Here is a 25,960-nt window from a genome sequence, read left to right on the forward strand (position 1 = left end):
AGTTTGCTATGCCTGCAAAAATCAAGTTTAAAAAAACATTGCTTCATCACAGTATAGCTCACTGCATACGACAGCATCATAGCAATAAAAGTCTATATATGAGCATCTTTTTGACCTTGTGTGCTCAGCATAGTTTCGCCCAAACTCCCGCAGAAACGGTTGCAACATCTGCAGATACAAAAGCAGAGATTGTTACTGAAATCAAGGATGAGGCTGTAAAGCAAGGGCTATCGACGCCTGAAGCAATTGAAAAAATTGAAAATATAAATGAGCCGGAAGAATCTGTTGATAGCATGAAAATGCTGCAAGAACAGCAGCAAGCAGGAACACAACTACAAGAATTTAAACCCATTGAGTTTGAAGATTTAGAAAACTTACCCGTGACACCTGTTGATCAAAACATGGCGAATGAAATCTTCCAAGTTGCTGAAGAAGCCAAACGTCAAGCACAGGAGTACCGTGCAACACAGCAAACAGAAATTGCTGTTGCGGATATTACCCAAAAAGAGTTAACGGAAATTAACCAAGCGCCAGTCAATATTGATCAGCTCATGGGTGAAATTCGTTCGGATAATGAAATTACCGCGACACGAAATGAAAATGCCAATACTCTGCAAGAGCTGCATAACCCAACAGTTGAGGATGATGGAGAGCCAGGTATTTTCAAGCGCTTATTATATAAAGTACGTCCGCCACGTCAGATGAATACGGCAAAAGTGCCACGAATTAGTGCGGATGTTGAAATTACCTCAGCACATAACACCAGTCAAACGTCGAGTAAGGCCTACGGTGCGGCACTGGAAGATCTCAAAGCCAATATTAAAGGTAAGCTTTCAGGTTTTACTCAAGAATCCTTTAGTGATTTTCCATCGGCTTTGCCTCAATTACGTAGCTTGTCCAATCAAGCCGCGCAAGCCGTGGGTTTCTATCAATCAGAATTCAAATTTGAAAAAGTCTCTGACAGCAAAGTTCGTGTATTGGTTACACCAAATACGCCTGTGCAAATTGAAAAACAGAATGTTGAATTTTCTGGGGCTGGGGCGAACCAAGCTCAGTTTCAGGTGATTGGTGTATTACCAGATCAGGAAGACGGTGACATTCTTAATCATGGTAAATACGAAACCACGAAACGCCGAATCAATGAGGCAGCGACCAATAACGGTTACTTCGACTCGTATTGGCGTTTACATGATGTAAAAGTGGCGCAACCGCAAAATACTGCCGATATTAATTTGCGCTTTGAGACGGGCGAGCGTTATAAGCTTGGCGCAGTTGAATTTAGAATGAGCGATTCGAATGCAGAGTTTCCATTGGATCGCGATATTTTAGAAAGTTTGGTGACGTGGAAAGACGGTGCTGACTATACTTTCTGGCGTGTGAATGGTTTGGCTAATAACTTGACCAACTCTCGCTATTTTAACTACACCTTGGTTGATTCAATTCGACCAGACCCGATTGAAAAGCCACTTGAATTGCCCCCGGATATTCAAACCTTGGTCGATCAAAATCAGTTGTCAGAAAGTTCACAAGTAGTGAAAGACAAAACGGAAGTGATGTCGAATAAAGAAGTGACGCAAAAAGTGGTTAATGAAGACCAATTTGCGGGGGTGAATGATGTAGAGCAATCCTCTAAATTACGCAGTTTGCAAGATACGCAAGATGCTAAACAAGCAGAACAAGAACGTTTAAAAGCGCAAGCACGTGAAGATAAAAAAGTCCCTGTGATTGTGACACTAAATGCAGATAAGTTGAATAGTGCAGAAATTGGTGCTGGTTTTGGTACCGACACCGGTACACGTGTTCGTGGCCAGTATCGTCGTGCCATTGTAAACAAACGTGGTCATTCTTTTGACGCCAACATGGAAGTATCCAAAATCCGTCAATCGATTGATGGTCGCTATAACATTCCATATAACCATCCATTAAATGACTATGTCAGCTTGGTCGGTGGTTATGAGCGTGAAGAACGTGATGATGTCGGTCAAGGCGTTAATCTTTCGATTGAATCTGCTGTAGCTGGGGTTGACCGGATTATTAAAAACCCACGTGGTAATTGGCAGCATACTTTTGGTTTACGTTACCGTTTAGACCGTGTTACTGATGACGGACTTAATCCTAGTGATGACATTCCAGATGCATTCTTGGTGAATACCAACAATGAACAACAGTCCTTGATGTTTGGCTATGAAATTTCTCGAACCGACTCTGATAAACGTGTGAATCCGAGTAAAGGGATTAAGCAAACCTATAAAGTTGAAGTCGGAAGTGAAAGCTTACTTTCGGATGTTGATATGGCTATCTTGAATGCGGGCTGGCGCTTTATTTATTCATTGGGTGAAAATGATAATCACCAGTTCGTGGGGCGCAGTGATGTAGGTTATATTCTGACAGAGAACTTTGATAAAGTTCCTTATAACTTACGCTACTTTACCGGTGGTGACCAAACCATTCGTGGCTTTGACTATAAGAGTTTAGCTGCCGAAAAAAATGGCTATAAAATTGGTGGTCAAGTCTTGGCAACGGGTTCATTAGAATATAACTACCAATTTAAAGAAGGCTGGCGTGCTGCGGTCTTTAGTGACTTTGGTAATGCGTACGATAAAGACTTCAATACACCGACTGCATATAGCGCAGGTGTGGGGATACGTTGGGCTTCTCCAATTGGCCCAATTCGTTTAGATGTCGCTACCGGACTTTCTGACGACAGCAAACCAATTCGTTTACATTTCTTTATTGGTTCACAATTATAATTTTTAGGTGATGTGTTTTTTATGACTGAACAAGAACAGCAAGAACCAGAAAACGAAACGCCGGTAGAGCAACTGCCGAAGAAGCGTCGTATTCTTCGAAGTGTCATTTTGACCTTCGTGTTCGTGCTTATCTTTTTGGTGGCTGCATTAGCAGTCATGTTTTCTACAGACAAAGGCAGTAAGTTTTTACTTGACCGTGTTCTGGAACGTCAGCAAATCATTCACTATGAATATGAAGGTGGTAACCTGTGGCGGGGCATTATTCTACGAAATGTCCTCGTTACGCTAAAACCTGTCGATGTAAAAATTGACCGTGCCGATATTACACTCGGTTGGCGTGCCATTATTAATAAAGAAATTCACTTAAATAAGGCAGATGTTAAAAATCTGCAAATTATTACCAAGACCCCACCTAGCGATAAACCTTTTGCATTTAGTGAAATCCGTTTGCCTTTCGTCCTTCGTGTCGATCATGCAGATTTAGATCATATGCTGATTAAAACCCATAGTTCAGGTGTAGATTTTTATGACATTGAATTAAATGAAGCGCTTTGGTCTGGGACGGAATTAAAATTTGAAGATACCCGTATGGATATGGGCTATTTATCCGTGCGCCAAGCGTCTGGGAATATGAAATTTGAAGGCAAGTATCCGCTAAATGCTGTGGGGATTGTCAATTTACCTTCACTACGTGAAAGTTTGAATATTCATGATATTCAAGTGGTGGCTAAAGGATCGTTGGATACAATTCAAGCCGGTGTGGCAACACATACCCCAGATCTTTTAACTGGTTGGGCTGTGGTCCATCCGATGCGTCCACATGTCCCGATGTTTGGTGCGCTCAAATTTAAAAACTATCATTTACCGTTACTGACTGAGCAAAAGCTCTTTGCTAAAAATGGTCTGGCAAAATTCAATGGGGATATTCAGCGTCTTAATTTAGATTTAGACACGGACCTGAGCGGGGCCAATATTCCTGAAGGTAAATATACTGCGCTCATGAGTACGGACTTGGTCAATCAACTTGATATTACTAACCTAAATGGTCAAGTGATGGGCGGCGCTGTCAATTTGGGCGGCGTGGTGAGTTGGAAAGATCAGGTCACTTGGGATGTAAGCGGTCGTTTAGATAAAATTAATCCAAAACATAAGTTGATTCCGCAGGTGGTTCAAGATTTTCTACCTGTGAGTTTAAATAGTAAGATTGCTTCTAAAGGGACCCTTGAAAAAGGTATGCACCTGACGGCGTTGGTGGATTTTGACCAATATGAAACTTGGAATTTAAAACTCGATCAAGCGCCTGCTAAAAATAATAAAGCTCAGCCGATGCTGATGGATGTGTCTTGGAAAAATATAGACCGTGCAGTGCCATATGTTGGATGGTTGAGTAGTGATTCGGGCAATGTGCAATTGGCGCTTACAGAAGGTCAGCAGAATATTAATGTGGCGACCACAGTGTCACGACATGAAAAAGGTGCTCTGCCTGCTGGACAATATCAAGCCAAACTGAATCTGAAAAATAACAATCTCAATGTCCCTGCCTTTAGTTATGTGGCCGACAAAGGTCAGCTCAAAGGTAACGCAGTTGTAGAATTGCCTGATCAAAAACGTATGCTGAAATGGCAAGCCAATGTACAAGCACAGCAGTTCAATCCGCAAACCATCGTAGCTGCTGCGCCTGTCGATCAAATTACAGGGTCATTAAAAGCCAATGGTTATGCAAAACCAAATCAACAGATTATTCAGCTGAATAATATTGATTTGTTAGGCCGACTAGCACAGCAAAATGAAACGGTTCATTTAACAGGTAAATCTACTGCTGCGCTGACTTTCCATGATGAGAAACAAGGTGGAGGCTTTAAAGCTTTTGCTGTGAATTATGATGGTGGCCTCAATGCAAGCCAAGTTGCCGCAAGTAAAGGCAGTTTGATTTTCAAAGTATCTGGCACACCTGAATTAATTAAAATAGCCGAGCTGCGTCATGATGGCGTGGCAGGTAAAATTTCTGCCAATGGACAAGTTTTACTACAAAAAGCCATTGGTTGGGATATTAATGCATCACTGGTGCATTTTAAGCCGCATTATTTTGCCTCAAATGTACGGGGTGAATTATCTGGAAATTTAAAAACCAATGGTGTGTGGTCAGATGCGCTAAAACGTATTCAAATTGAACGTCTGAATTTGGCAGGTATGATCAATAACAAACCTGTCCGTGGTCAAGGTAACTTGGCGATGGTGATTAATTCAAATCAATCCGGCTTTATGCCAAAACAGTTTGAAGCGAATAATTTGCTGTTGGCTTATGCCAATAACCAAATTCAAGCCACTGGTAATGCACAAAATTTACAATTGAAAATTAATGCACCAGCGTTATATGAAATTTATGCAGGCCTACGTGGACGTGCTCATGGCTACTTAAATGTTCAAGCACAGCCACGACTGCAAGCATCTGCCAATATCGCAATAGATGACTTCGCTTTTAATAATTTATTCAGTGTGAAAAAAATACGGGTGCAAGGCGAGTTGCCAACTTCTGCGACTTCACCAAGTTTATTAACGGCAACGATGGATAATTTACGCAGTAACAACCGTGAGATTGTGAAAGGTCAAATTTCACTGGCCGGTACACGTAATGCGCATTTATTAAAAGTCAGTGCTGAAAATAAATTATCAAAATTTTATGTGCAGTTAGCTGGTGGTTTTAACGCACAAAATAATTGGCTTGGTCAGATTCAAAAAGGCGACTTTGACTCCTTGCGTACACGTCTTGTGCAGCGTCAAAATGCATCGATTATTTACAACACTGCACAGTCTGACTTATTTGTCGGCGCACATTGTTGGATGAGTCAGCAAAGCGAATTATGTTTTGATCAGCCGATTCGTGTGAATAAAAACCGCGGCAATGTATCCTTTGTGACAAAGAACCTAGACTTAAATGATTTTGCAGCATTTATGCCTGAAGGCCTGGCGATTACGGGTAAAGTGAATGGTTATGCAAAAGCGTCTTGGGCGAAAGGTGCAAAACCTAAAATTGATGCACGTTTAGTGACTCGTGACGGTTTACTCGGTTTAGCGGCTGAAGATCCACAGTATTTAGCATCCACTTTAAAATATGATGAAGTAGGTTTGATTGCGAAAAGTGTCGCTGAAGGGCTACAAATTCGACTCGATACCAAAGCTCCTGATATTGGTACAGGTTATGCCAATATTATTATTGATCCGTATAAAGCCAATAAACCGATCCGCGGTGAAGTGGCCTTTAACCAAGTTCAATTGAAAATCTTAAAACCATTTATACAAGATGTCCGTTCAATGGGCGGTACGGTGTCTTATGCGGCAAAAATTAGCGGAACATTGTCACAGCCTTTAATGGATGGTGAGATTCGAGTGAAAAATGGCTCGATTAGCATGATTTCATTACCTGTGAACTTGACCAATATTCAGTTGTATTCTGCTGTACGTCAAAACCACGCGACGATTGATGGTGCATTTAATAGTGGTCGTGGTGTGGGCAAATTAACCGGAAATATTGACTGGAAAAATGATCCACGTATCCAGTTGAATTTAACGGGTAATGAAATGTTGGTCCGTCAAGCACCATTGATCACCGCTGTTGTAACGCCTGATTTATCATTAGATGTGCTGCCTTTCAGTAAGAAATTAACATTAAAAGGTAAAATTGATGTGCCGCGTGCATTGATTTCGATGCCAGAATCGTCTGCAACAGTGGTTGGGGTATCTTCAGATGTACGTGTGGTACATGAAGGTGATAACCAACTTGAGATCTTAAAATCGGCACGTCCTTGGGATATTCGCGCTGACGTACAGGTGAATATTGGTAATCAAGTGATTTTCCAAGGTTTTGATAGTCGAATTCCGTTGATTGGTCGTTTGAATTTGACACAACGTGGTTTAGAAACAGCAATGCGTGCCAATGGTGCAATCGGTGTTTCTCAGCGTGTGAAAATCGAAGCTTATGGTCAAAGTCTGGACTTGAACCGTGCGATTGCCCGTTTTAATGGACCATTGGCGAACCCAACTTTAGATATTGATGCCAATAAAGCCGTTCAAGGCAGTACCGTTGGTGTTCGTGTGACGGGTACAGCATCAAGTCCAGCAATTCAGGTGTATAACGATGCAGGTCTGTCTGAACAAGAAGCCTTAAATGCCTTAATTACAGGTCGTATCAATGAAGGAAGTTCAGGTTTAAGTCAGGCGGAAGGTTTCCGTTCAGATGTGAACAATACGATTGCTGCAGCCGGTATTAGTATGGGCTTGGGTGGTACACGTGCATTGACCAATCAAATTGGTCGTACATTTGGTCTGAGTGGTTTGGCATTAGATGCTCAAGGAACAGGAGATGATACTCAGGTTTCTGTGACGGGTTATATCACACCTGACTTATTCATTCGTTATGGTGTCGGGGTATTTACGCCAGTGAATAAACTGACCTTACGTTATCAAATGAATCAACGTTTGTACTTGGAAGCGAGTCAGTCTTTAGAACGAGCAATCGACTTGTTCTATAATTGGCGCTTCTAAGAGAAGTCAAAATTTGAGTATAAAAAACGCAGCTTAGGCTGCGTATTTTATACAAATGATGAGCTGAGAAATCAATCTTTAAACGTATCATTCAGTGCCTGTTGTACCGCTTCAACACGAGACTTACAGGCTTTATAGGCTTGCATCGACTCTTCAACGATTTTCATAAGATTATCAATGTCGGGTTCTTGCTGAGATTCGAGTAATTCAGCATTACGTTTTAAAACTTCATAGCCTTCTTTAAAACTTAGTGTATCAGTCGTCATGATTTTTTACCTGTATATGTTGAATGTCAGCCGTGATGACACCGTCTTGCATTTCAATTTCAATCGGTGAATGCGTTGAAGGCTGAAGATTTTTCGTTGCACGAATGGCGTGACCTTGCTGTCGGACGATGGCATAACCTTTGGAAAGCACATGAGCAGGGTTTTGCAGTAAAGTCTCACGCATGAGTATTTCAATATTCTGCGTAGCTGTTTTAAGTTGTAACTGAGCAAAATAAGCAGTGTTATCTTGGTATTGTTGTAATAGCTGAGTTGAGTCATTGATTTGACTCTGTGCCAAGGTCTTTATGACTTGTAGTAACTGATCATTTTGACTTTGATATAGAGCAATTTGATGTTGTGAGCGTAGTTGAATGCTTTGTAATGCCTCTAAAACTTCCTGAGTTCGCTCAACAATATGATTACGAATCCCCCCAATCACTTTACTCGGGGTGTCGAAAGAACGATGTGCAATTTCATCTAAGATCGTACGGTCTTTTTCATGGCCGATACCGACCCAAATTGGCACGCTACGCTTAGATAGAAGTACAGCCAAATCATAATCATTCAGATAAGCAAGATCGTTAACAGCACCGCCACCACGAATAATCACGATCAAATCTGGCGCAGTTTGAAAGTCATTGGCCCACTGTCTTAAACCCAGTGCTAAAGCATTTCGAATACTTTGTGCTGCGGTATTTCCTTGAAAGGTGGCAGCATGATAGACAAATTCACACACGCCAGCATGTTGTAGTGCATCTGCATCTTTTTTAAAGTCACCTAAGCCAGCCGCATTTTCAGGCGCAATAACCAAGACATGCTGAATATCAAATGGCGCAGGCAAGTTTCGATTTTTATGAATCAGACCTTCGCTGGTGAGTTTTTCTAAAATTTGTTGATAGCGTCGAGCCAGATCACCCAAAGTAAAACTCGAATCAATTTCTTCGATATTGACTGAAAAGCCGTACTGCGGGTCAAATTTGGCACGCACTTTAACCAAGACATTTAAGTCACGACTGAGCTCAATGCCGCTTTCACGTTCAAATTTTCCGACAACTTTATTTGCAGTAAATTTCCAAATTGTGGCCTTACAACTGGCAATGACTCTATCACTTTCTTGTTCTTTTTCAGCCAATTCTAAATAGTAATGTCCACCTTTGATGTTTAAATTTCGAATCTCGGCTTTGACCCACACGGCATCATCAAAAGCCAATTGAATGACTTCTTTGACCGCAGATAGATATTCGCTCAGCGTTAATTGAACATCAGACATAATTTAAAATAGGAGAATATAAAAATGAATATTCATTTAAATACTAAATAAATATTCAGCAATTGCAAATGATCATTTCGGTTAAAACAGCAGACATTATCAACGCCACTACAGCGTAGCGTTTCAATCAAACGTTTCATTTCACACGGAGCAGTTCGTTCCAATTACTCAGGTAAGCGGGGGAACACAGATTTTTTTTCATCCGCCATGTTGCAGCATCGTCCTGTGCTAAGCCGATCGAGACAAAATGATGTCCAAATTTTTTTTGAATACCGTCGATGGTGTCGGACAGTTTCAAACGGCTTTGTCTTAACGCCATATCGCAAAACAAATCTGGCGTAAAATTTTGTTTTGGAATGATTTCTAATAACACTACACCGGCTTTTTTATATTTAAATCCGGCTCTAAAGATTTTTTCGGCGGCACGCGTTGCTGCTTGGGTGATACTAATTAAGTCATCGGTATACTCATTCAGTGTAATGGCCAGATAAGGTGCGTATTTTTCAGCAGAATTAAAGCGACTCGTTTGAATAAAAACTCCCACCATACGACATAGAGAATGATCTGCTCTTAAACGTGTGACGGCTCGCGCGATATATACACGAATAGAGGCCTTAATATCTTCCAGTTCGTAGACAGGCTGACCATAGGAACGACTACTGATAATTTGCTGTTTGCTCGGCGCTTCTTCTTCAATAGACAGACAAGATAGACCTTGCAGTTCCAAGACGGTTTTTTCCATCACCACACTAAATTTTTTTCGAATATCTTTAGGCTGTGCATTGATTAGATCTAAAACATAATGAATGCCAAGCTGATTCAGGGCTTTTGTATGATTCCGACCGACGCCCCAAACTTCATTGACTGGTGTCTGCGCAAGGAGTTGTTCTGAGGAACAAGGGTCCATTTCAACTAAATTGCACACACCGTTCAAATAAGCATTTTTTTTGGCAAAATGGTTGGCCATTTTGGCTTCCGTTTTAGAGCGACCAATCCCGACACAGCAGGTTAAACCTAGCCATTTTAGGATCGTATCTCGTATTTCTTTGGCATATAGGTTCAAATCAAACAGTTCTTGATAGGCAGTGAAATCTAAAAAACATTCATCGATCGAGTAAACTTCACGGTCTTCGGGGCCGACATACATGCCTAAAATATTCATAAATCGATTAGACATTTCAGTGTAGAGAGCATAGTTACTCGACAACACCTGAACATGATGCTGTTGGATTAAATCCTGAATTTGATAGACCGGTACAGCCATTTTAATCCCGAGGTCTTTGGCTTCCTGACTTCGAGATACAACACAGCCATCGTTATTGGACAGTACGACGACAGGGACATTATTGAGCTTTGGGTTAAAGACACGCTCACAACTGACGTAGCAGTTGTTAAGGTCAACTAACGCAAATATTTTATTTGCAGCTTTCATGGTGAATTCTTGTGTTTAGGTGTGTGATGAGCGCTTATAAAATTGCTTTAAATTAAAGGTCACAACACCCTGAACAACGATAGATTCGCTATCTGAAGGGATAATATGCGCATAGGCTGGATTTTCTGCTTTTAGCCAAATTTTGGGTAAGACTTTATTGGGATCACCAAAAATGTCGGCAATTTCTTCTTTTGACATTTTTGCGGTGATCATCAATCGCTTTAAGGTGATTTCACGATTATCAATCAGTGCAACCACGATATCGCCATGTTTGGCTTCTAAGCTACGATCGACTAAAAAAGTATCATTAATTTCAAAGCCGGCGTTGAGTAAAGACTCGCTATCGACATGCGCAATAAATGTAGCGAGCGGGTTAATTACCAAATAATCATTTAGGTCTAAGGCTTTTTCAAAAACATCTTTATTGGCGAAAGCTGGGCCAGCAGGAATACGTTCCAAGGCAACGGGAAGTTCAATACGGGTATTTTTCTGAACAGGCTGAACATTGAGCGAAGAATCCAAAAATGGATCCATAGATAGTTCTTGAGATTGCCTTTCAAGCAGGGCATTGATGGTGGGACTGGGTTTGCCATCTGCGCCCATGAGCTGTTGCAAAGACGACCAAGCTTCGTCCGAAAAATAAATCGGCAGTTTTTTTGACATATTTTGCTCCTACGCAACGTGGCGTGTTTGAAGAAAAGTACTTTTTTTAGCATACGCGTTGAGCAGGTCATTTTTCAAATTTATAAAACCTTTAAAATCAAAGCTGCGACAAGTTTAGTCGTTTTAAATATTGCAAAAATCATCATCAGTTCAAAGAAAATGACGTTCTGTATTTTGAACATAGGGCACATTGCTGCCTAATTACAGAAAGTGGAATGACAACTAAAAATTTCAATAAACAACTCGTTTATTTGGCACAAACTTGGTAAGTTAAATTTTTATATTCAGAAATAGACTTGATGAAAAATATATGGATTTTAGCTGCACTGACAGCATTTATGGCGGGTTGTAGCACAACACAGCAAACTGAAACGACACCAGAAAAAATTGGTATGGCAAATCCAGCCAGCCAGTATTGTGTAGAACAAAAAGGTAAACTTGAAATTCGTGATGAAGCAAATGCTCAGGTCGGGTATTGCCATCTGCCAAACGGACAAGTGGTTGAAGAGTGGGCATTATTCCGTAGTAGCCAAACTGAATGTGTAGCTGATAAGGCTAAGACGCTGATTGGCCAAGCAAAATTGACTGAAGATCAGATCAAGGCGATTAGCCAAGCTCAAATTGTCCGTTTAGTAAAACCTGGGCAGCCAGTAACAATGGATTATCGTGTAGAGCGCGTCACCGTCACTGTAAATCCAATCAATCAAAAGATTATTCAAGCAACTTGTGGTTAATTCAAACGCATAAAAAAGGCCCGAAAGGGCTTTTTTTGTTTGTTCGGCTACGACTAATTTAAATGACAAATCCATTACGATCTTTTATATTGCCCCTCGTAAGGAGAAGTTCATGAAAAAGTTATTTGCTTTATCCGTTATGGTGGCTTTGGTCGGCTGTGCTGAAAAAAAACCATTAACCCCTGAAGAGCAGTGGCAGGGTTACTGCCGCAGTGTAGGTAATGCTGCACGTACGATTATGTTAGATCGTCAAAATGCAATTGAAAAAGACAAAGCAGTTGAGCATGCCAGCAAGATTGAGGATGAAACCACCAAAGGCTTTATCCTGAACATCATTGATGAAGTTTATGCCTTGCCGCAAGCTGAGATTAATGCTGATGTTGAAAAAGCACGTGAAAAAATTCGTGCTGAGTTTACTGAAAAATGTATCGCAACACCGCATACCGAAATGCCAGATTACAAACCGTTCTAAGGAACGGTTTTTTTATGCGAGAAAAAGCGTAAAGCGAAATCTAAAGGCTGTATTCATCAGCGAGTAGTTACAGCGGGGCAACTATCCGTCGTTTAGCCATATGATTGAGTTCATACTTATTTCGCGTATGCATATTTCTCTTAGGGTCATCTTGAGCATGAGATGCTTAAAGATTTAAAAATAGCCTAAGCAAGGCAAAATACTAATTGTGACAACTTGCTAAATCATAAATATAGAAAAGCAAGTCTTTTTAATGAATAATGAAATGGAGAATAAAAAACAGTAGAGGAGCAGAATATGGACGTTATAGGTTATATGCATCACTCAGATCTACTCCTAGAAGATGGACAAGGCGTAGCAATTATCGGTGGTGGGAACTACGTGCTCAGCATCGGAGATAAAGTCACTTTACGCCAAAAAGTAGATGAATTTTCTCAGCGTTATTTGGTTGATATCAGCTTTGCAAGTAATCAACATCAAACCACATGTCAGGACGAATGGTGTCTCAGATTTACAGGCGATCGAGCAGAACTTCAGCAATATATCGCTGCAACCACTGTCCACTAAGGTGGAATATCCAACACAGATAAAAACAGGCAACATTTAGTTGCCTTTTTTTTGATGGTTAATTTTAGTCAAAAGTTAATATGCGCAAGAAAAGCGTGTTCTAAGTATTGATTTTGCTTAATGTATAAACGATATGAGGATCATTTATTTATAAAATAACGGGCATCACGAAGAAACACTTGTAGTGCATTAACTTTTAACTGGAATTTTAGTAAAATTTAGCAGTCCATATTATTTGCGTAGCTTTATTTAAAGCAGGAATGCGTAAATAATTTTTTAAAAAAGAGGAATAACACCGTGCTAGAAGCTTACCGCCAACACGTTGAAGAACGTGCCGCACTCGGAGTCCCACCGAAGCCACTTGACGATGCTCAAACAGCTGCATTAGTTGAATTATTAAAAAACCCACCAGCTGGCGAAGAAGCATTTTTAGTTGATTTACTAGAAAACCGTGTTCCAGCGGGTGTTGACCAAGCTGCATACGTTAAAGCTGCTTTCTTAGCTGCTTTGGCAAAAGGTGAAGCGACTTCTCCACTAGTAACTAAAGAACGTGCGGTTTACCTACTAGGTACTATGCTTGGTGGTTATAACGTTGCTCCTTTAGTTGCACTTCTTGATGATGCAGAGCTTGCTGAATTAGCTGCTGACGCACTTAAGAAAACTCTTCTTGTATTTGATGCCTTCCACGACGTTGCTGATAAAGCAAAAGCGGGCAATGCGAATGCACAAGCAGTTATGCAATCTTGGGCAGATGCTGAATGGTTCACTAGCCGTAAAGACGTTCCTGAAGAAATCAAACTTACAGTTTTCAAAGTAACTGGCGAAACTAACACAGACGACTTGTCACCTGCACAAGACGCGTGGAGCCGTCCAGACATTCCGTTACATGCTAACGCAATGCTTAAAAACGTACGTGACGGTATCAACCCAGAAGTTCCTGGTGAAGTTGGTCCACTTAACCAAATTAAAGACCTTATCGCGAAAGGCAACCAAGTTGCTTACGTAGGTGACGTTGTTGGTACTGGTTCAAGCCGTAAGTCAGCAACTAACTCTGTACTTTGGTTCTTCGGTGACGAAATTGCTCACATCCCGAACAAAAAAGACGGTGGTTACTGCTTAGGTTCTAAAATCGCTCCGATTTTCTTCAACACAATGGAAGATGCTGGTGCATTGCCAGTAGAAATCGATGTTCAAAACATGAACATGGGCGACGAAATCACGCTTAAAATCGACCACGCTGCTGCTAAAGTTACTGCGTTCAAAGACGGCGCTCAAATCGCTGAATCTGAACTTAAAACTCCAGTTCTTCTAGACGAAGTACGTGCTGGTGGCCGTATCAACCTTATCGTTGGACGTGGTTTAACAACTAAAGCTCGTGAAGCTCTTGGTCTTGCACCTTCAACTTTATTCCGTACTCCAGTTCAACCTGCAGCTACTGGTAAAGGCTTCACTCAAGCTCAAAAAATGGTTGGTCGCGCTTGTGGTCTTCCTGAAGGTCAAGGTGTACTTCCAGGTACTTACTGCGAACCTAAGATGACGACTGTTGGTTCTCAAGATACAACAGGTCCAATGACTCGTGACGAACTTAAAGATCTTGCTTGCCTAGGCTTCTCTGCTGACCTAGTTATGCAATCTTTCTGTCACACAGCTGCGTATCCAAAACCAGTTGACGTTCAAATGCAACACTCGCTTCCTGATTTCATCATGAACCGTGGTGGTGTATCACTACGTCCAGGTGACGGTATTATTCACTCTTGGTTAAACCGTATGCTTCTTCCAGATACAGTTGGTACTGGTGGTGACTCACATACTCGTTTCCCAATCGGTATTTCTTTCCCTGCGGGTTCTGGTCTTGTAGCGTTTGCTGCTGCAACTGGCGTTATGCCACTAGACATGCCTGAGTCTGTACTTGTTAAGTTCAAAGGTAAAATGCAACCTGGTATCACTCTACGTGACCTAGTACATGCGATTCCTTACGTTGCGATCCAACAAGGCGACTTAACTGTAGAGAAAAAAGGTAAGAAAAACATCTTCTCTGGCCGTATCCTTGAGATCGACCTTACAGAAATGGAAACTGACCTTACTGTTGAGCAAGCGTTCGAACTTTCTGACGCATCTGCTGAACGTTCTGCTGCTGGTTGTTCTATCACGCTTTCTGAAGAGAAAGTTGCTGAATACCTTAAATCAAACATTACTATGTTGAAATGGATGATTTCTGAAGGTTATGGCGATGCTCGTACTATGGCGCGCCGTGTAGAAAACATGGAGAAATGGTTAGCGAACCCAAGCCTAATCAAAGCAGATCCAGATGCTGAATACACTAAAGTGTATGAAATTGACCTTTCTACAATTACTGAACCAGTTCTTTGCTGCCCGAACGACCCAGATGACGCTAAATTGCTTTCTGACGTTGCTGGTACAAAAATTGACGAAGTATTCGTTGGTTCATGTATGACTAACATTGGTCACTTCCGTGCGGCTGGTAAACTTCTAGACAAAGTTCCTGGTGGTTCTTTATCTACTCGTCTATGGTTGGCTCCTCCAACTCGTATGGACGAACGTCAATTGATGGAAGAAGGTTTCTACAACATCTATGGTAAAGCTGGCGCTCGTACAGAAATGCCAGGTTGTTCATTATGTATGGGTAACCAAGCACGTGTAGCTCCGAACACTACTTGTGTATCGACTTCTACTCGTAACTTCCCGAACCGTTTAGGTCAAGGCGCAAACGTTTACTTAGCTTCTGCTGAGCTTGCTTCTGTTGCTGCTGTACTTGGTAAATTACCAACTCCAGCTGAGTACCAAGAATACGCAGCTCAAATTGATAGCATGTCTGCAGACATCTACCAATACTTAAGCTTCGACAAAATGGGCGACTATACTGACGCTGCTAAAGACGTTGATACTAAGAAAATTGCTGCTGCTCAATTGTCTTAATTGATTAAGTAGTTAATAAGAAAATCCCACGTCATGTGGGATTTTCTTTATATAAAATTGCAATAGAAATAGCAAAATAATATTTTAGAAATTAGACATATGAAACTAAAAAACATTACACTTATACTATTAACACTTTGTTCATCAAATATTTTTGCTGAGGTATCTTTTACAAAGCTAGCAAATATTAAGTTAGTTGATGAAAATGCATATCGAACAAACTCAGAAGTACAATCTGACATTGAAGATTTGATCCAAGCAAAAAAATTCAAAGAAATCTCAACTAACGCCAATCAACTCTTAAATAGCGAAGAATATAATTTTGATGGTAAATTTAAACACACAAGTTATTTAGATTCTTTTCTTAGAATCGTAAATAAGCATCGTGTAACATCTTCAAATTATTACAAAGAGAATATTGCTCAAGGACAGAAATGGATCAAAGCTGAACCAGAATCACCATTAGGTTATATTTATTATGCAATGTGGGTTAGGCAACAGGCTTGGAGTGTTAGAGGGGGAAGTTATAGTTCACAGGTATCGCAAAATAATATGCAATATTTTGCTGATAAATCAATGCAGAATTTAAATTTTCTAATGGAAAATTATGATGTTGCATCAAAAGATCCTTTTTATTACTACATTCTTTTAATGACGCTACGTGATTTAGGTTTTGAAGAAAATTATCTAAGAGCTTATCAAGATGGAATTGTAAAATATCCAAAACAGAGAGTTATTTATAATACATTTATGGAAAGTTTTGAGAAAAAGTGGTTTGGAGAAAATTATGATGCTATTCAAATGATTATTAATGATATACAGGAAATGAATCCTGCAGAAAAAGATTTTCATTATTATCATATTCTATATACAGTACATAACAATAAGTATGATTTGAAAAAACTAAATGTAAATTGGGCTAGGGTTGAGCAAGGTGCCGTAGATTCTTTAAGTAAACTTACTTCTTTGAGTAAAATAAATGATGTGCAAAAATTGTATTGCTCTTATCCTGGGAATAGAGTGAGGTTGGAACGGTTATTAAAATCCTTTAAACAAGGACAATTAGAAAAAAGCTATATAGAAAATAGTTTGAATAACTGTCAAAAATAGAAATAATCGCCTCTTAATTGGAGGCTTTTATTTATAAATGTTATTTACAGTTCTAAGAATACAACGTTTAATCACAACTAATATTATTTTACAGTAGCATAGATCAGTGCCCAAACAATCCCGATTCCTCTGTATTGGTGGCTTCCTCAACGGAACCCAAGTCAAAGACCAAGGCGAAAGCTTTGTCTGTGTCGAAAATGGCAAACAGATGACTTACCACAAAAAAGAAATGTTTAACCAAGATGCTTGGGATCAAGATTACTATGTCTGTGAAACCACCAGTGATAAAGAGGCGCATAACTGGGTATTCGACATAAAATAATATCTCAAAAATCTTTATATTCAGTCATAAATAACCAATGCTCAGCACATTACATACGCTGAGCATTTTTATTTATTTCACTTATTAGGCTTCAAAAATGTGTAGTAGAAGAAGGGGCGTAAATAGCTTATTTACATTTTTCTAGCTGAAAAACTCCAATAATTATGTAAAAGGATAAATAAAATTGAGCACTTAAGATTAAATTATGAATTATGAGCTAGATGCTTTTTTGACAATTGTCGTGGCGGTATTGGTTTTATTTATCGGTTATTTCTTCGTACACAAAATTTCCATCCTGAAAAAATACAACATTCCTGAACCTGTAGCAGGCGGTTTGGTCGCTGCGGTTATTACATTTATATTATTTAAAAAACTTTAATATCACTGTAAATTTTGATGCCAAAATCCAGCAAATATTCATGCTGATGTTCTTTACATCTGTGGGTTTGAGCGCAAGTCTTGGAAAACTCAAAGAGGGTGGCAAGGCGTTAGTGCTGTTTTTAGGCTGTGTCATTATATTTGTCATACTGCAAAACATCGTTGGCATCAGTTTAGCCAAAATTTTAGGATTAGATCTGCTCATCGGCTTAATTACAGGTTCCGTAACACTTACAGGTGGTCACGGTACAGCAGGCGCATGGGGTACAGTCTTTGAACAAGATCATGGTATACAAGGTGCAGTCGTACTCGGTATGGCAAGTGCAACCTTCGGCTTGGTCATTGGCGGCATGATGGGCGGGCCAGTGGCGAAATTCCTCATCCGCCGTTTTCAGTTGGCAGAAGAACTTGTACCGACAACAGGACGTAATGAAGCACCGCCTGCATCTGAAACGGCGCCTTTCGAATATCCTGAAAAAACTCGTTTAATTACCGCAGATGATGCCGTCAAAACGATGGGGATGTTTGCCGTCTGTATCAGTTTTGCTTACTTCATGACGGACTTCGCTCGCGGACAGTGGTTTGAGTTGCCAACATTCGTTTGGGCATTGGCTTGCGGTGTATTTTTAAGAAACACCCTTGAACTTGGCTTTAAAATTGAAATGTTTGATCGCTGTATCGATGTCTTTGGTAATGCATCATTGGCGCTGTTTTTATCGATGGCGCTGATGTCATTGCAGCTCTGGTTATTGGCAGATCTTGCAGGCCCGCTGGTGATTATTTTACTGGTACAAACCCTCGTTTTAGCACTGTATCTGTACTTTGTAACTTTTAGGATCATGGGAAAAAGCTATGACGCAGCAGTACTTTGTGCAGGGCAATGTGGTGTAAATTTGGGTGCAACACCGACAGCGATTGCTAATATTCAAGCAGTAACCAATACTTATGGGCCATCACATAAAGCCTTTTTAATCATACCTTTGACTGGGGCATTCTTTGTAGATATTGTCAATGCTGTGGTCATTCAGGCAACGATAGGCTTCTTTGGTTAATACTATATATAGCTTTAAAAAATGCTAAAGCATCTAGATAGAGTGTTTTAGCATTTCATTTTTCACCATCTTATTGATCAAGAATAATAAACAATGAAAGTTTTAAAATATCATTTGCCTTACATCAAATTGTTCATGCTATTTGTATTAACAGCATTTCCATTTTCTATAACCTTTTCAGCCGAAATTGATGTCCGAAAGACCATCGTTCAAGCAAAAAATAACGATAAACAGGCGCTTTATGATTTGGCTGTACTGAAACATATGGGGCTAGAAGGTGTGGAGATTAATCTGCCTGAAGCCATAGCGCTGTATAAGCGTGCTTCTGCCTTAGGGCACCGCTCTGCAAATCAAAATTTGGGATTGATGTATTACAAAGGTGTAGGAGTAAAAGTAGATTATGTAGAAGCCGCAAAATGGTTTGAGATCGGTGCTGAAAGAAACTTAGATGATTCAAAGCGTATGCTTTTGATTATGAATAAATATGAACTCATTCCAAGGAATGAGAAAAAATTGGAAAGTCTTTTAATTGAATTTGCAAATAAAGGCAAGCAAGAAGATATCGAACAATTGGCCGACTATTATTACTATACGAAGCAAAATATGCAGCTTGCTGAAAAGCCAACGATGTTGTTGGCTGAACAAGGCTTGGCTCAATATCAGTCCCGTTTGGGTATGATTTATTATCAAGGTATTGACGCAAAGCCTGATTATAAAAAGGCTTATCCGTGGTTTTTAAAGGCTGCGGAAGCAAATGATTTGAACGGAAAAATTAGCGTAGCAAGTTTTTATTTAGGTGGGCTAGGCGTACAGCGAGATTTTGAAAAAGCTGTTGCATGGTTTAATTCGGCTTATGAGCAGGACCCTGTGAAAACATGTGAAATTCACAGTCTCGTTCTGTCAGAATTGAACAATGAAACACAACAATGTGAGTTGAGTAGAAAACAATAAAAAGCCCCATGGTTAGGGGCTAGTCGTATCACTCGCGTGATACTCATATAAGGCTCATCTCATACTGCGTGTATTAAAACATAAAATTGAAAAAATTGCTGAGTAAATTGGCAGGAAAACCGGGTTGTTTCAGGAAAAAGCGATCGTTATACTTTGCCGTGAACATTTGTTCAATTCACTATAACCATAAAGAACTATATTGATGAAAGAATATAAAGTTGTTATCTATCAAGAAGGTATGCTGGGATCTTTGCTGCTTGGCTCTTCAAAAGTTGATCCTGTTAAATTCACTAATTTTTTAAATCAAAATGCACAGCAAGGTTGGGCGGTGATTACGATGGAAAAGGATATCCGTCGTATGCTGCTTTTTTGGAAGCGCGAAGCTTATGTAGTTGTTTTGGAGAGAGAAAAATGAAATACGGTGTCTTTAGTGCACTTATTATTTCAGTTTTATGGGGTTTATTAGCCATCGCTCAATTATGGTTTGAGTTGCTCAGTATCGAAGTATTTACCAAACTAACCGTCACAGTAGTGATCTTAGAAGCCATCATTATTATTGCAACATTGGTCATACGTGAGTATTTGACAGATAAAAAATTGAAAAAAGATGGCTATATAGATTAGAACACATAAATAGGGCAATTGAGTGCTGAACTCAATTGCCCTTAAATTTTAAAGTCATTTTATAGATTAGATCTATATTGACTCATTACTCAATCATCATAAGGTCAGCACTGCTGGCAGATTTTAATTGTCGTAGCGCAAAAATAGAGCGTGTATGGCGTATACCTTTCATAGAATATAAGTTTTTACGCAAAAAACGCTCATAGTGTTCAGCATTTTTAACCGCAACTTTCACTAAATAATCGTAATCGCCAGTGACTAAATGTGCCTCTACCACTTCTGGCATATTGGCTAAAGTTTCACTAAATTGATCTAAAATTTCATCATCGTGACGTTCTAATGTGATTTCAATAAAGAATAATTCATTGATCCCAATCGATTTTGGATTGATGTTGGCTGTATAACCATCGATAATTTTTAAATTTTCTAGACGTTTTAAGCGTGTCCAACATGGCGAAGAGGAGAGACCAACACGTTCAGACAGCTGGGCTATGGTGAGTCGTCCATCTTCTCTTAATGCGGATAATATTAAACGATCAATTCTGTCGAGGTTGTGTCGTGCTTCACTCATGCCAAAATAGAATATAATTGAGAAAAAATAGTTATATCATTTTTTGCAATGGTCGGCTGAAGAAAATAAGCACACTTGGACTTTCAGTGCAGATTTTAAAGATAGAAAAATAAATTATGTAAGGTGTTAGGCAGGGTGATTGAAGCTAAAAATAGAAAATCTTGTGCAGATTATAAAAAGACCACTCAGCCGGATTACTGACTGAGTGGCAAAAACTTAAGCGTGTAACTGTTGTTCAATGATCGGCCATAGGTTTTGATGTGACGATTTAAACATCAACATATGTCCGATGGCTTTATGACCTGTTTCTTTCGGTTTTAACTCAATCATTTGAGTCGAAGCATTCGGGTATAAGCGCAGCAAGTCTTTGACATTGGCTTCCGTGGCGATTTCGTCATCAGAGCTCCATACGGCAGTGATCGGGCAGCTCACTTGTTGATGAAAATCATGCTGAACAGTTTTGCCTAAGGCATTGATGACATAACCGGGTTTGCTACAAAATTCAGCCCATTCACGAGCAACATCTTTTGGCAAATTTTCACCCATGCCAATTGCATTGGTCGGGCCATAGCCAATGGTATAGCGTGCAATCGGGAAGATCACATTAAACATCACTGGAGCTAAAAGTTTGGTACGACCTTTAAGTTTTTTTACATGACCTGTAGAGCCAGAAACAGCAACCACTTTAGCAACTTTGTCAAAATTTGGCACGATACCTAATAATTGTCCGCCTGCGCTATGACCGAGTAATATGACTTTAGGCGCTTGCGTTTTACTGATCAAGGCGTCGATTGCCGCAGGGATATCAAGCTGCCCCCATTGCACAATACTTGCTGTCGATTCTTTTAGAGGGCTGTGTAGCGACTCACCAATACCACGAAAATCAAAAACTAAAACGTCATAGCCTTGTTGGCTCAACCATGTTGCATAACTATTATAAAATTGATTGGTAATGCCTGTGGCTGGACAAATCAACACAGGTAAAACCTGTTTGAGCTCTGTCTGGTGCGGATAATAGCGCGCACTCAGTGGATAGCCGTCTTGGCAATGAATCGTGAGTTTTTCAGATGATGACATGATTCAAACTTTATGGATGTATTCCGATGTCACTAATTTAAACAAGTTCCAAAAAGAAACTTGAAAAGAGTATGACTCTAAAGTCATGTCATAATAGGTTAGAAGTAAGTATTATTGCAGTAGAAATACAGATAAAAATAATGCGTATAATTGAACAATGGATTTGAATTAAAAATGGATATATTTCAACTTTCAAGTGCAGTAAAAATTGCGATAGTTTTTAGTGGGATTTATTTATGGGTAGGTATGCTCACGGGGGTGTGGAAATATGCACAAATAAGACATTCTGAACTAGCACGTGCGCATTATTATGTCGATATAGCACATCGGAGTAGTTTGTTATACGCCCCAGCGACACTCATTTTGGCGGTATTGGCCTATTTTTCAGCACTTCCACATACACTCAATTTACTCTTTGTAATCATCAATTTGTTCTTTTTTAGCTTTTCGATTTTAAGCTATGTACTGCATGGCTTTTTAGCTGATACCACCAATCAATTTAAAGTCCCGCACGTCTTAGGCAAATGGCATTTACCTAAATGGATGATGAGTATGGCAATGCTTGGATTGGTGATAGGCGAGTTAATTGCAACACTCGGATTGCTCTTCGGAGTCATCGTTAAATTTTGGTTTTAAACAAAGCAATATCAATTAGAAATGGTTTGCATGAAATTGGAAGCTAATCAAGAACTAAAAGCTTTTAAAGTGCAGACGATGGCTATGTAGAAGAATTTATAAAACAAAATTTGAAGTTAAATAGAATCGAAAATTCATGAGAAAAGGCTGATGATTTTCTGGTTATTTTAGGGATTATTTGTATTGTTTTTTAAAATGGATTGAATAATCGAGAAGGTAGGGGTGGCATCTTTTCTTTTTTCAAGATGGATGATACCTCATCCATCTTCTAACTTAAAATTCTGTTGATTTTTGCTTTCGATATTTGTGGTCAATGACTGCCCATAAATAAAAGGCTACCGAGACAATAAGAGCATAAGCAAAGTATTCAGGTCTTAAATTTCCTTGTATTAAGCCTTGAATAAGTAGTGTCAGCATGAGAGCAATAGTGGTGCTTGTATAGGTCACCATGTTCTTATTTGCCTTCAGAGCGTTAATGAAGAATTGCTTTTTGAAATGTACTGATAACATCTCCACCCCTCCTTGTTGTTGTTTCGCCAAAACCCATGATTTTGGTCAGGTTTGAACTACTGTTGTACTTCGAAACTAGAAGTATTTCAATAGCAAATGTCATTATTTTGTCATAAAACTATGTTAGATCATCGTATAAGAATAATCATTTTATTCATATACTAAATATTATGAATCTAAAGGTGTTGACTGGTGAGTAAAAGGGTCAATGCATAATATCTATGTATGAATAAGCAATATATATACCAACACGGGTATATCGGCTTTATGACACGAAACCGCCTAGCTTACAGTCATAATCGGGCTTAATCATGGATTTTGTGTACGGTGTATTTTGCAGAAAGTATTTGTATTTTAACTATTATTATATTTTGTAGCCAAAGGGCTGGCTTTGTTTCTCATTGTGAAAATAAAAATTTATTTAAAAGTTCAATGACTTAGGGTTATTGCGCTGTAGTAGGACAAATAAAAGTCAGTTTGGGTAAAACTCGACAATTATTGGTCGCAGGTAAAATCGTCATTCGGGTAAAACTCCGATTTTAGACAAGTCAAAAAAGGTTATTTTTTAACTTTATCAATTACAGCAGCAATAATCAGCACAATCACAGAAGGGATCAGCCATGCTAAATTTTGTTGAGCAAGCGGTAGATTGGCAATAAAGCTTGGAAGTGCATCTTCGAAACCAGCCACTTTTAAACCATCAAAAATACCGAAAATAAACGCACATGCGGTAACAGGCGCAATAACTCCTGATGGTGAAATAAACCATTTAGAGCAGAAGCTCAGTAGGATAACGGCAATCGCAGGTGGATAAATCGCACTTAGAACAGGCACTGAAACTGCAATGAGTTTGGTTAAACCTAAGTTTGAAATCAGCAGTGAGAAACCAACTAAAATGAACACAAAAACTTTGTATGGAATTTTAGTCAATTCTGAGAAATATTCAGCACATGCGCAGGTCAAGCCAATCGCGGTCACCATACATGCAACAAAGATCATTGCAGATAGGAAATAAGCGCCCATATCACCAAAAGCATGTTGTACATATGCATGCAGGATCACTGCACCATTTGTTGCATTTGGAGCAATATCATGGCTGCCCATACCGAGTTTGAACAAGCTGATATAAACCAGTGTAAGTCCAATACCAGAAATAATACTGGCAATGACAGCATACTTAGTGACGAGCTTACTATCCGTTACACCGCGTGAAGTAATGGCTTTTACGATCACGATACCAAAAACTAAAGCGCCTAAAGTATCCATGGTTAAATAACCATTGACCACACCTTCTGAAACTGGTGCAGCCACGTAATTACCAATAGCAGGTGGAATCACACCGGCAGGGATAAAGAACGCAGAGATACCCAGTACAATGAGACCTAAGATCTTGAGTGGTGAAAGGAAATAACCCACAGTATCCAAAATTTTGTTTGGATAAAGTGAAACAATGGTCACTAATGCAAAATAAATCACGCTATAAATTAGCAGACTGTTTGCGCCGTTACCAAAATAAGAAGAGAAACCAATTTCATAAGAAACGGTAGCTGTACGAGGTGTTGCAAATAAAGGTCCAACAGCTAAGTAACACGCGACAGTAAGGATAATGCTGGCTGCTTTACCCAAAGGTGAACTTAAAACTTGAATAGAACCTTCAACACGCGACAAAGCAATAATCGTGATGACAGGTAGACCAACTGCGGTGATTAAGAAACCAAATGCAGCTAACCAAACATGTTCACCCGCTTGCTGTGCGACAATTGGTGGGAAAATAATGTTGCCTGCACCAATAAACAGTGCGAAGGTCATAAAACCTAAGGCAACAATATCCCGTGTACGAAGACTTGTCATAAAGGGGGAGATGAACTGTGAAAAAAGGCAATTTTAGTGCAATTAAGCTCGTTTTTGGAGCAAAATTTATAAATCGTATAGATAGTTTTTATAATACGAATCATGAATATATTGACAGATAAAATAATGTTTTATTTATATTTATGATAAATAAAAGAAATTTATTGTATATAAAATTTTTATAGGAATAAGTTTAGCTATTAAGATTTATCAGATATAAATCAATTGTTCTAATTTTCAGCACTAAATAGGATGCTATAAGCCGAATAAATGCAGAAATATTTGCTGAATAAAACAAAAAAAATCTAAAAGGTCTATAATTCGGTGTATTCAAATTTGAGGATATTCAGATGAAAGCTTCCAAAATCACGATTAAAACCGAGCAAGATATTGAAAAATTACGCATTTCAGGTCGTTTAGCTGCTCAGGTTTTAGAGATGATCGGGGAGTATGTCAAGCCGGGCGTGACCACTGAATATCTAGACGATATCTGTAATGATTTTATCGTCAACACACTTAAAGTGATTCCTGCCAACGTTGGCTACTATGGCTATACCAAAACCACCTGTATTTCACCGAATGAAGTGGTTTGTCATGGTATTCCTTCGAAAGAAACCGTATTGAAAGATGGTGACATTATCAATATTGATGTCGCGATCATTAAAGATGGTTATTTTGGTGATACCAGTCGCATGTACTATGTGGGTGAGGTTTCGCCTGCGGCTAAAAAGTTAGTGGAAACTACCTACGAAGCCATGGTTGCAGGGATTCATGCAGTTAAACCGGGAGCAACTTTGGGGGATGTAGGCTATGCCATTCAACAAGTTGCTCATCGTGAAGGCTACAGCATTGTACGTGAATACTGTGGTCACGGGATTGGTAAAGTTTATCATGAGCAACCAAGCGTTTTACACTATGGTCAACCGGGTCAAGGTGTCATTCTGAAAAAAGGCATGGTCTTTACCATTGAGCCGATGATCAACAGCGGTAAAGCGCGAACTAAAGAATTAAAAGACGGCTGGACAGTGATTACTGCAGACCGCTCTTTATCGGCACAGTGGGAGCATATGGTGGTTGTAACCGATAGTGGTTTTGAGTTGCTATCTCCATGGCCAGAAGGTACAGGTACATATCCTGCAATCTAAGCTAAATCGCGAATTTAATCCTGAATCTGCTGTATCTAAATGATTGAAGTTAAATTAAATTATACATGTGTATAATTTTTGACTTTAGTCTAATAATTTG

The 25,960-nt window shown here is 39.4% G+C and carries 21 protein-coding genes and 1 pseudogene; 14 read left to right on the forward strand and 8 right to left on the reverse strand.

Features of this window, described 5'->3' with window-relative positions; all coding sequences use genetic code 11:
* Positions 1 to 8 precede the first annotated feature (8 nt).
* On the forward strand, positions 9 to 2,750 hold the full coding sequence (locus tag FTT72_RS08360) for an autotransporter assembly complex family protein (protein WP_180178202.1): 2,742 nt from the start codon (positions 9 to 11) through the stop codon (positions 2,748 to 2,750).
* Positions 2,751 to 2,771: 21 nt separating this feature from the next.
* Positions 2,772 to 7,292 (forward strand): translocation/assembly module TamB domain-containing protein, encoded by a 4,521-nt coding sequence (locus tag FTT72_RS08365; protein ID WP_180178203.1) that lies wholly within the window; start codon positions 2,772 to 2,774, stop codon positions 7,290 to 7,292.
* Positions 7,293 to 7,363: 71 nt separating this feature from the next.
* Here the strand turns inward: FTT72_RS08365 and xseB are convergent, their stop codons facing one another.
* The 4 genes from xseB to FTT72_RS08385 form a co-directional block, all read right to left on the reverse strand.
* Entirely contained in the window at positions 7,364 to 7,558 is a 195-nt protein-coding gene (gene xseB, locus FTT72_RS08370) for an exodeoxyribonuclease VII small subunit (RefSeq protein ID WP_180004957.1), read from the reverse strand.
* Positions 7,548 to 8,828 (reverse strand): exodeoxyribonuclease VII large subunit, encoded by a 1,281-nt coding sequence (gene xseA / locus FTT72_RS08375; RefSeq protein ID WP_180178204.1) that lies wholly within the window; start codon positions 8,826 to 8,828, stop codon positions 7,548 to 7,550. The genes xseB and xseA overlap by 11 nt, the downstream gene beginning before the upstream one ends.
* Before the next feature lie 136 nt (positions 8,829 to 8,964).
* Complete coding sequence (locus tag FTT72_RS08380; RefSeq protein WP_180011290.1) at positions 8,965 to 10,260, reverse strand: Y-family DNA polymerase; 1,296 nt, start codon at positions 10,258 to 10,260, stop codon at positions 8,965 to 8,967.
* 15 nt (positions 10,261 to 10,275) lie between these two features.
* Positions 10,276 to 10,923, reverse strand: coding sequence for a LexA family transcriptional regulator (locus FTT72_RS08385; protein ID WP_111884977.1), 648 nt, complete (start codon positions 10,921 to 10,923; stop codon positions 10,276 to 10,278).
* Between the two features lie 299 nt (positions 10,924 to 11,222).
* On the opposite strand from FTT72_RS08385, the gene FTT72_RS08390 reads away from it, so the two are divergent.
* From FTT72_RS08390 to FTT72_RS08435, 10 genes and pseudogenes are all read left to right on the forward strand, one after another.
* Entirely contained in the window at positions 11,223 to 11,657 is a 435-nt protein-coding gene (locus tag FTT72_RS08390) for an I78 family peptidase inhibitor (RefSeq protein WP_111884976.1), read from the forward strand.
* A gap of 112 nt (positions 11,658 to 11,769) precedes the next feature.
* Positions 11,770 to 12,129: a hypothetical protein gene (locus tag FTT72_RS08395; RefSeq protein WP_078188547.1), complete on the forward strand. Its 360-nt coding sequence runs from the start codon at positions 11,770 to 11,772 to the stop codon at positions 12,127 to 12,129.
* A gap of 297 nt (positions 12,130 to 12,426) precedes the next feature.
* Positions 12,427 to 12,696, forward strand: coding sequence for a hypothetical protein (locus FTT72_RS08400; RefSeq protein WP_180177000.1), 270 nt, complete (start codon positions 12,427 to 12,429; stop codon positions 12,694 to 12,696).
* 297 nt (positions 12,697 to 12,993) lie between these two features.
* Complete coding sequence (locus FTT72_RS08405; protein WP_180065295.1) at positions 12,994 to 15,633, forward strand: bifunctional aconitate hydratase 2/2-methylisocitrate dehydratase; 2,640 nt, start codon at positions 12,994 to 12,996, stop codon at positions 15,631 to 15,633.
* 99 nt (positions 15,634 to 15,732) lie between these two features.
* Positions 15,733 to 16,743, forward strand: a complete 1,011-nt coding sequence (locus tag FTT72_RS08410) for a hypothetical protein (protein ID WP_180040398.1) — start codon at positions 15,733 to 15,735, stop codon at positions 16,741 to 16,743.
* A gap of 106 nt (positions 16,744 to 16,849) precedes the next feature.
* Entirely contained in the window at positions 16,850 to 17,065 is a 216-nt protein-coding gene (locus FTT72_RS08415; protein WP_180059714.1) for a hypothetical protein, read from the forward strand.
* A 205-nt stretch (positions 17,066 to 17,270) separates the two neighbouring features.
* Positions 17,271 to 18,495: pseudogene (gltS, locus tag FTT72_RS08420) on the forward strand (sodium/glutamate symporter).
* A 93-nt stretch (positions 18,496 to 18,588) separates the two neighbouring features.
* Entirely contained in the window at positions 18,589 to 19,446 is an 858-nt protein-coding gene (locus FTT72_RS08425) for a tetratricopeptide repeat protein (RefSeq protein ID WP_180055912.1), read from the forward strand.
* A 202-nt stretch (positions 19,447 to 19,648) separates the two neighbouring features.
* The gene (locus tag FTT72_RS08430; RefSeq protein ID WP_078193931.1) at positions 19,649 to 19,861 is read left to right on the forward strand and encodes a DUF4177 domain-containing protein; all 213 of its coding nucleotides are present in this window, start codon (positions 19,649 to 19,651) and stop codon (positions 19,859 to 19,861) included.
* On the forward strand, positions 19,858 to 20,070 hold the full coding sequence (locus FTT72_RS08435; RefSeq protein ID WP_180011282.1) for a hypothetical protein: 213 nt from the start codon (positions 19,858 to 19,860) through the stop codon (positions 20,068 to 20,070). The genes FTT72_RS08430 and FTT72_RS08435 overlap by 4 nt, the downstream gene beginning before the upstream one ends.
* Before the next feature lie 85 nt (positions 20,071 to 20,155).
* On the opposite strand, the gene FTT72_RS08440 is transcribed toward FTT72_RS08435, so the two are convergent.
* Positions 20,156 to 20,641 carry an Lrp/AsnC family transcriptional regulator gene (locus tag FTT72_RS08440; protein ID WP_078188537.1) on the reverse strand — a complete coding sequence of 162 codons (486 nt, stop codon included), beginning with the start codon at positions 20,639 to 20,641 and terminating at the stop codon, positions 20,156 to 20,158.
* A 216-nt stretch (positions 20,642 to 20,857) separates the two neighbouring features.
* Complete coding sequence (locus FTT72_RS08445) at positions 20,858 to 21,718, reverse strand: alpha/beta fold hydrolase (RefSeq protein ID WP_180026271.1); 861 nt, start codon at positions 21,716 to 21,718, stop codon at positions 20,858 to 20,860.
* A 174-nt stretch (positions 21,719 to 21,892) separates the two neighbouring features.
* Here FTT72_RS08445 and FTT72_RS08450 point away from each other — a divergent pair, with 174 nt between their 5' ends.
* Entirely contained in the window at positions 21,893 to 22,354 is a 462-nt protein-coding gene (locus FTT72_RS08450) for a hypothetical protein (protein WP_180178205.1), read from the forward strand.
* 273 nt (positions 22,355 to 22,627) lie between these two features.
* On the opposite strand, the gene FTT72_RS08455 is transcribed toward FTT72_RS08450, so the two are convergent.
* A complete protein-coding gene (locus tag FTT72_RS08455; RefSeq protein ID WP_078188534.1) occupies positions 22,628 to 22,864 on the reverse strand; it encodes a hypothetical protein in 237 nt (78 codons plus the stop codon).
* A 558-nt stretch (positions 22,865 to 23,422) separates the two neighbouring features.
* Positions 23,423 to 24,715 carry a branched-chain amino acid transport system II carrier protein gene (brnQ, locus tag FTT72_RS08460; protein ID WP_180178206.1) on the reverse strand — a complete coding sequence of 431 codons (1,293 nt, stop codon included), beginning with the start codon at positions 24,713 to 24,715 and terminating at the stop codon, positions 23,423 to 23,425.
* A 350-nt stretch (positions 24,716 to 25,065) separates the two neighbouring features.
* On the opposite strand from brnQ, the gene map reads away from it, so the two are divergent.
* Positions 25,066 to 25,860, forward strand: a complete 795-nt coding sequence (map, locus tag FTT72_RS08465) for a type I methionyl aminopeptidase (RefSeq protein ID WP_168378636.1) — start codon at positions 25,066 to 25,068, stop codon at positions 25,858 to 25,860.
* Positions 25,861 to 25,960 lie beyond the last annotated feature (100 nt).

The sequence above is a fragment of the Acinetobacter sp. YH01005 genome, assembly GCF_013420465.1.
In the GTDB taxonomy this organism is placed as follows: Bacteria; Pseudomonadota; Gammaproteobacteria; order Pseudomonadales; family Moraxellaceae; genus Acinetobacter; species Acinetobacter amyesii.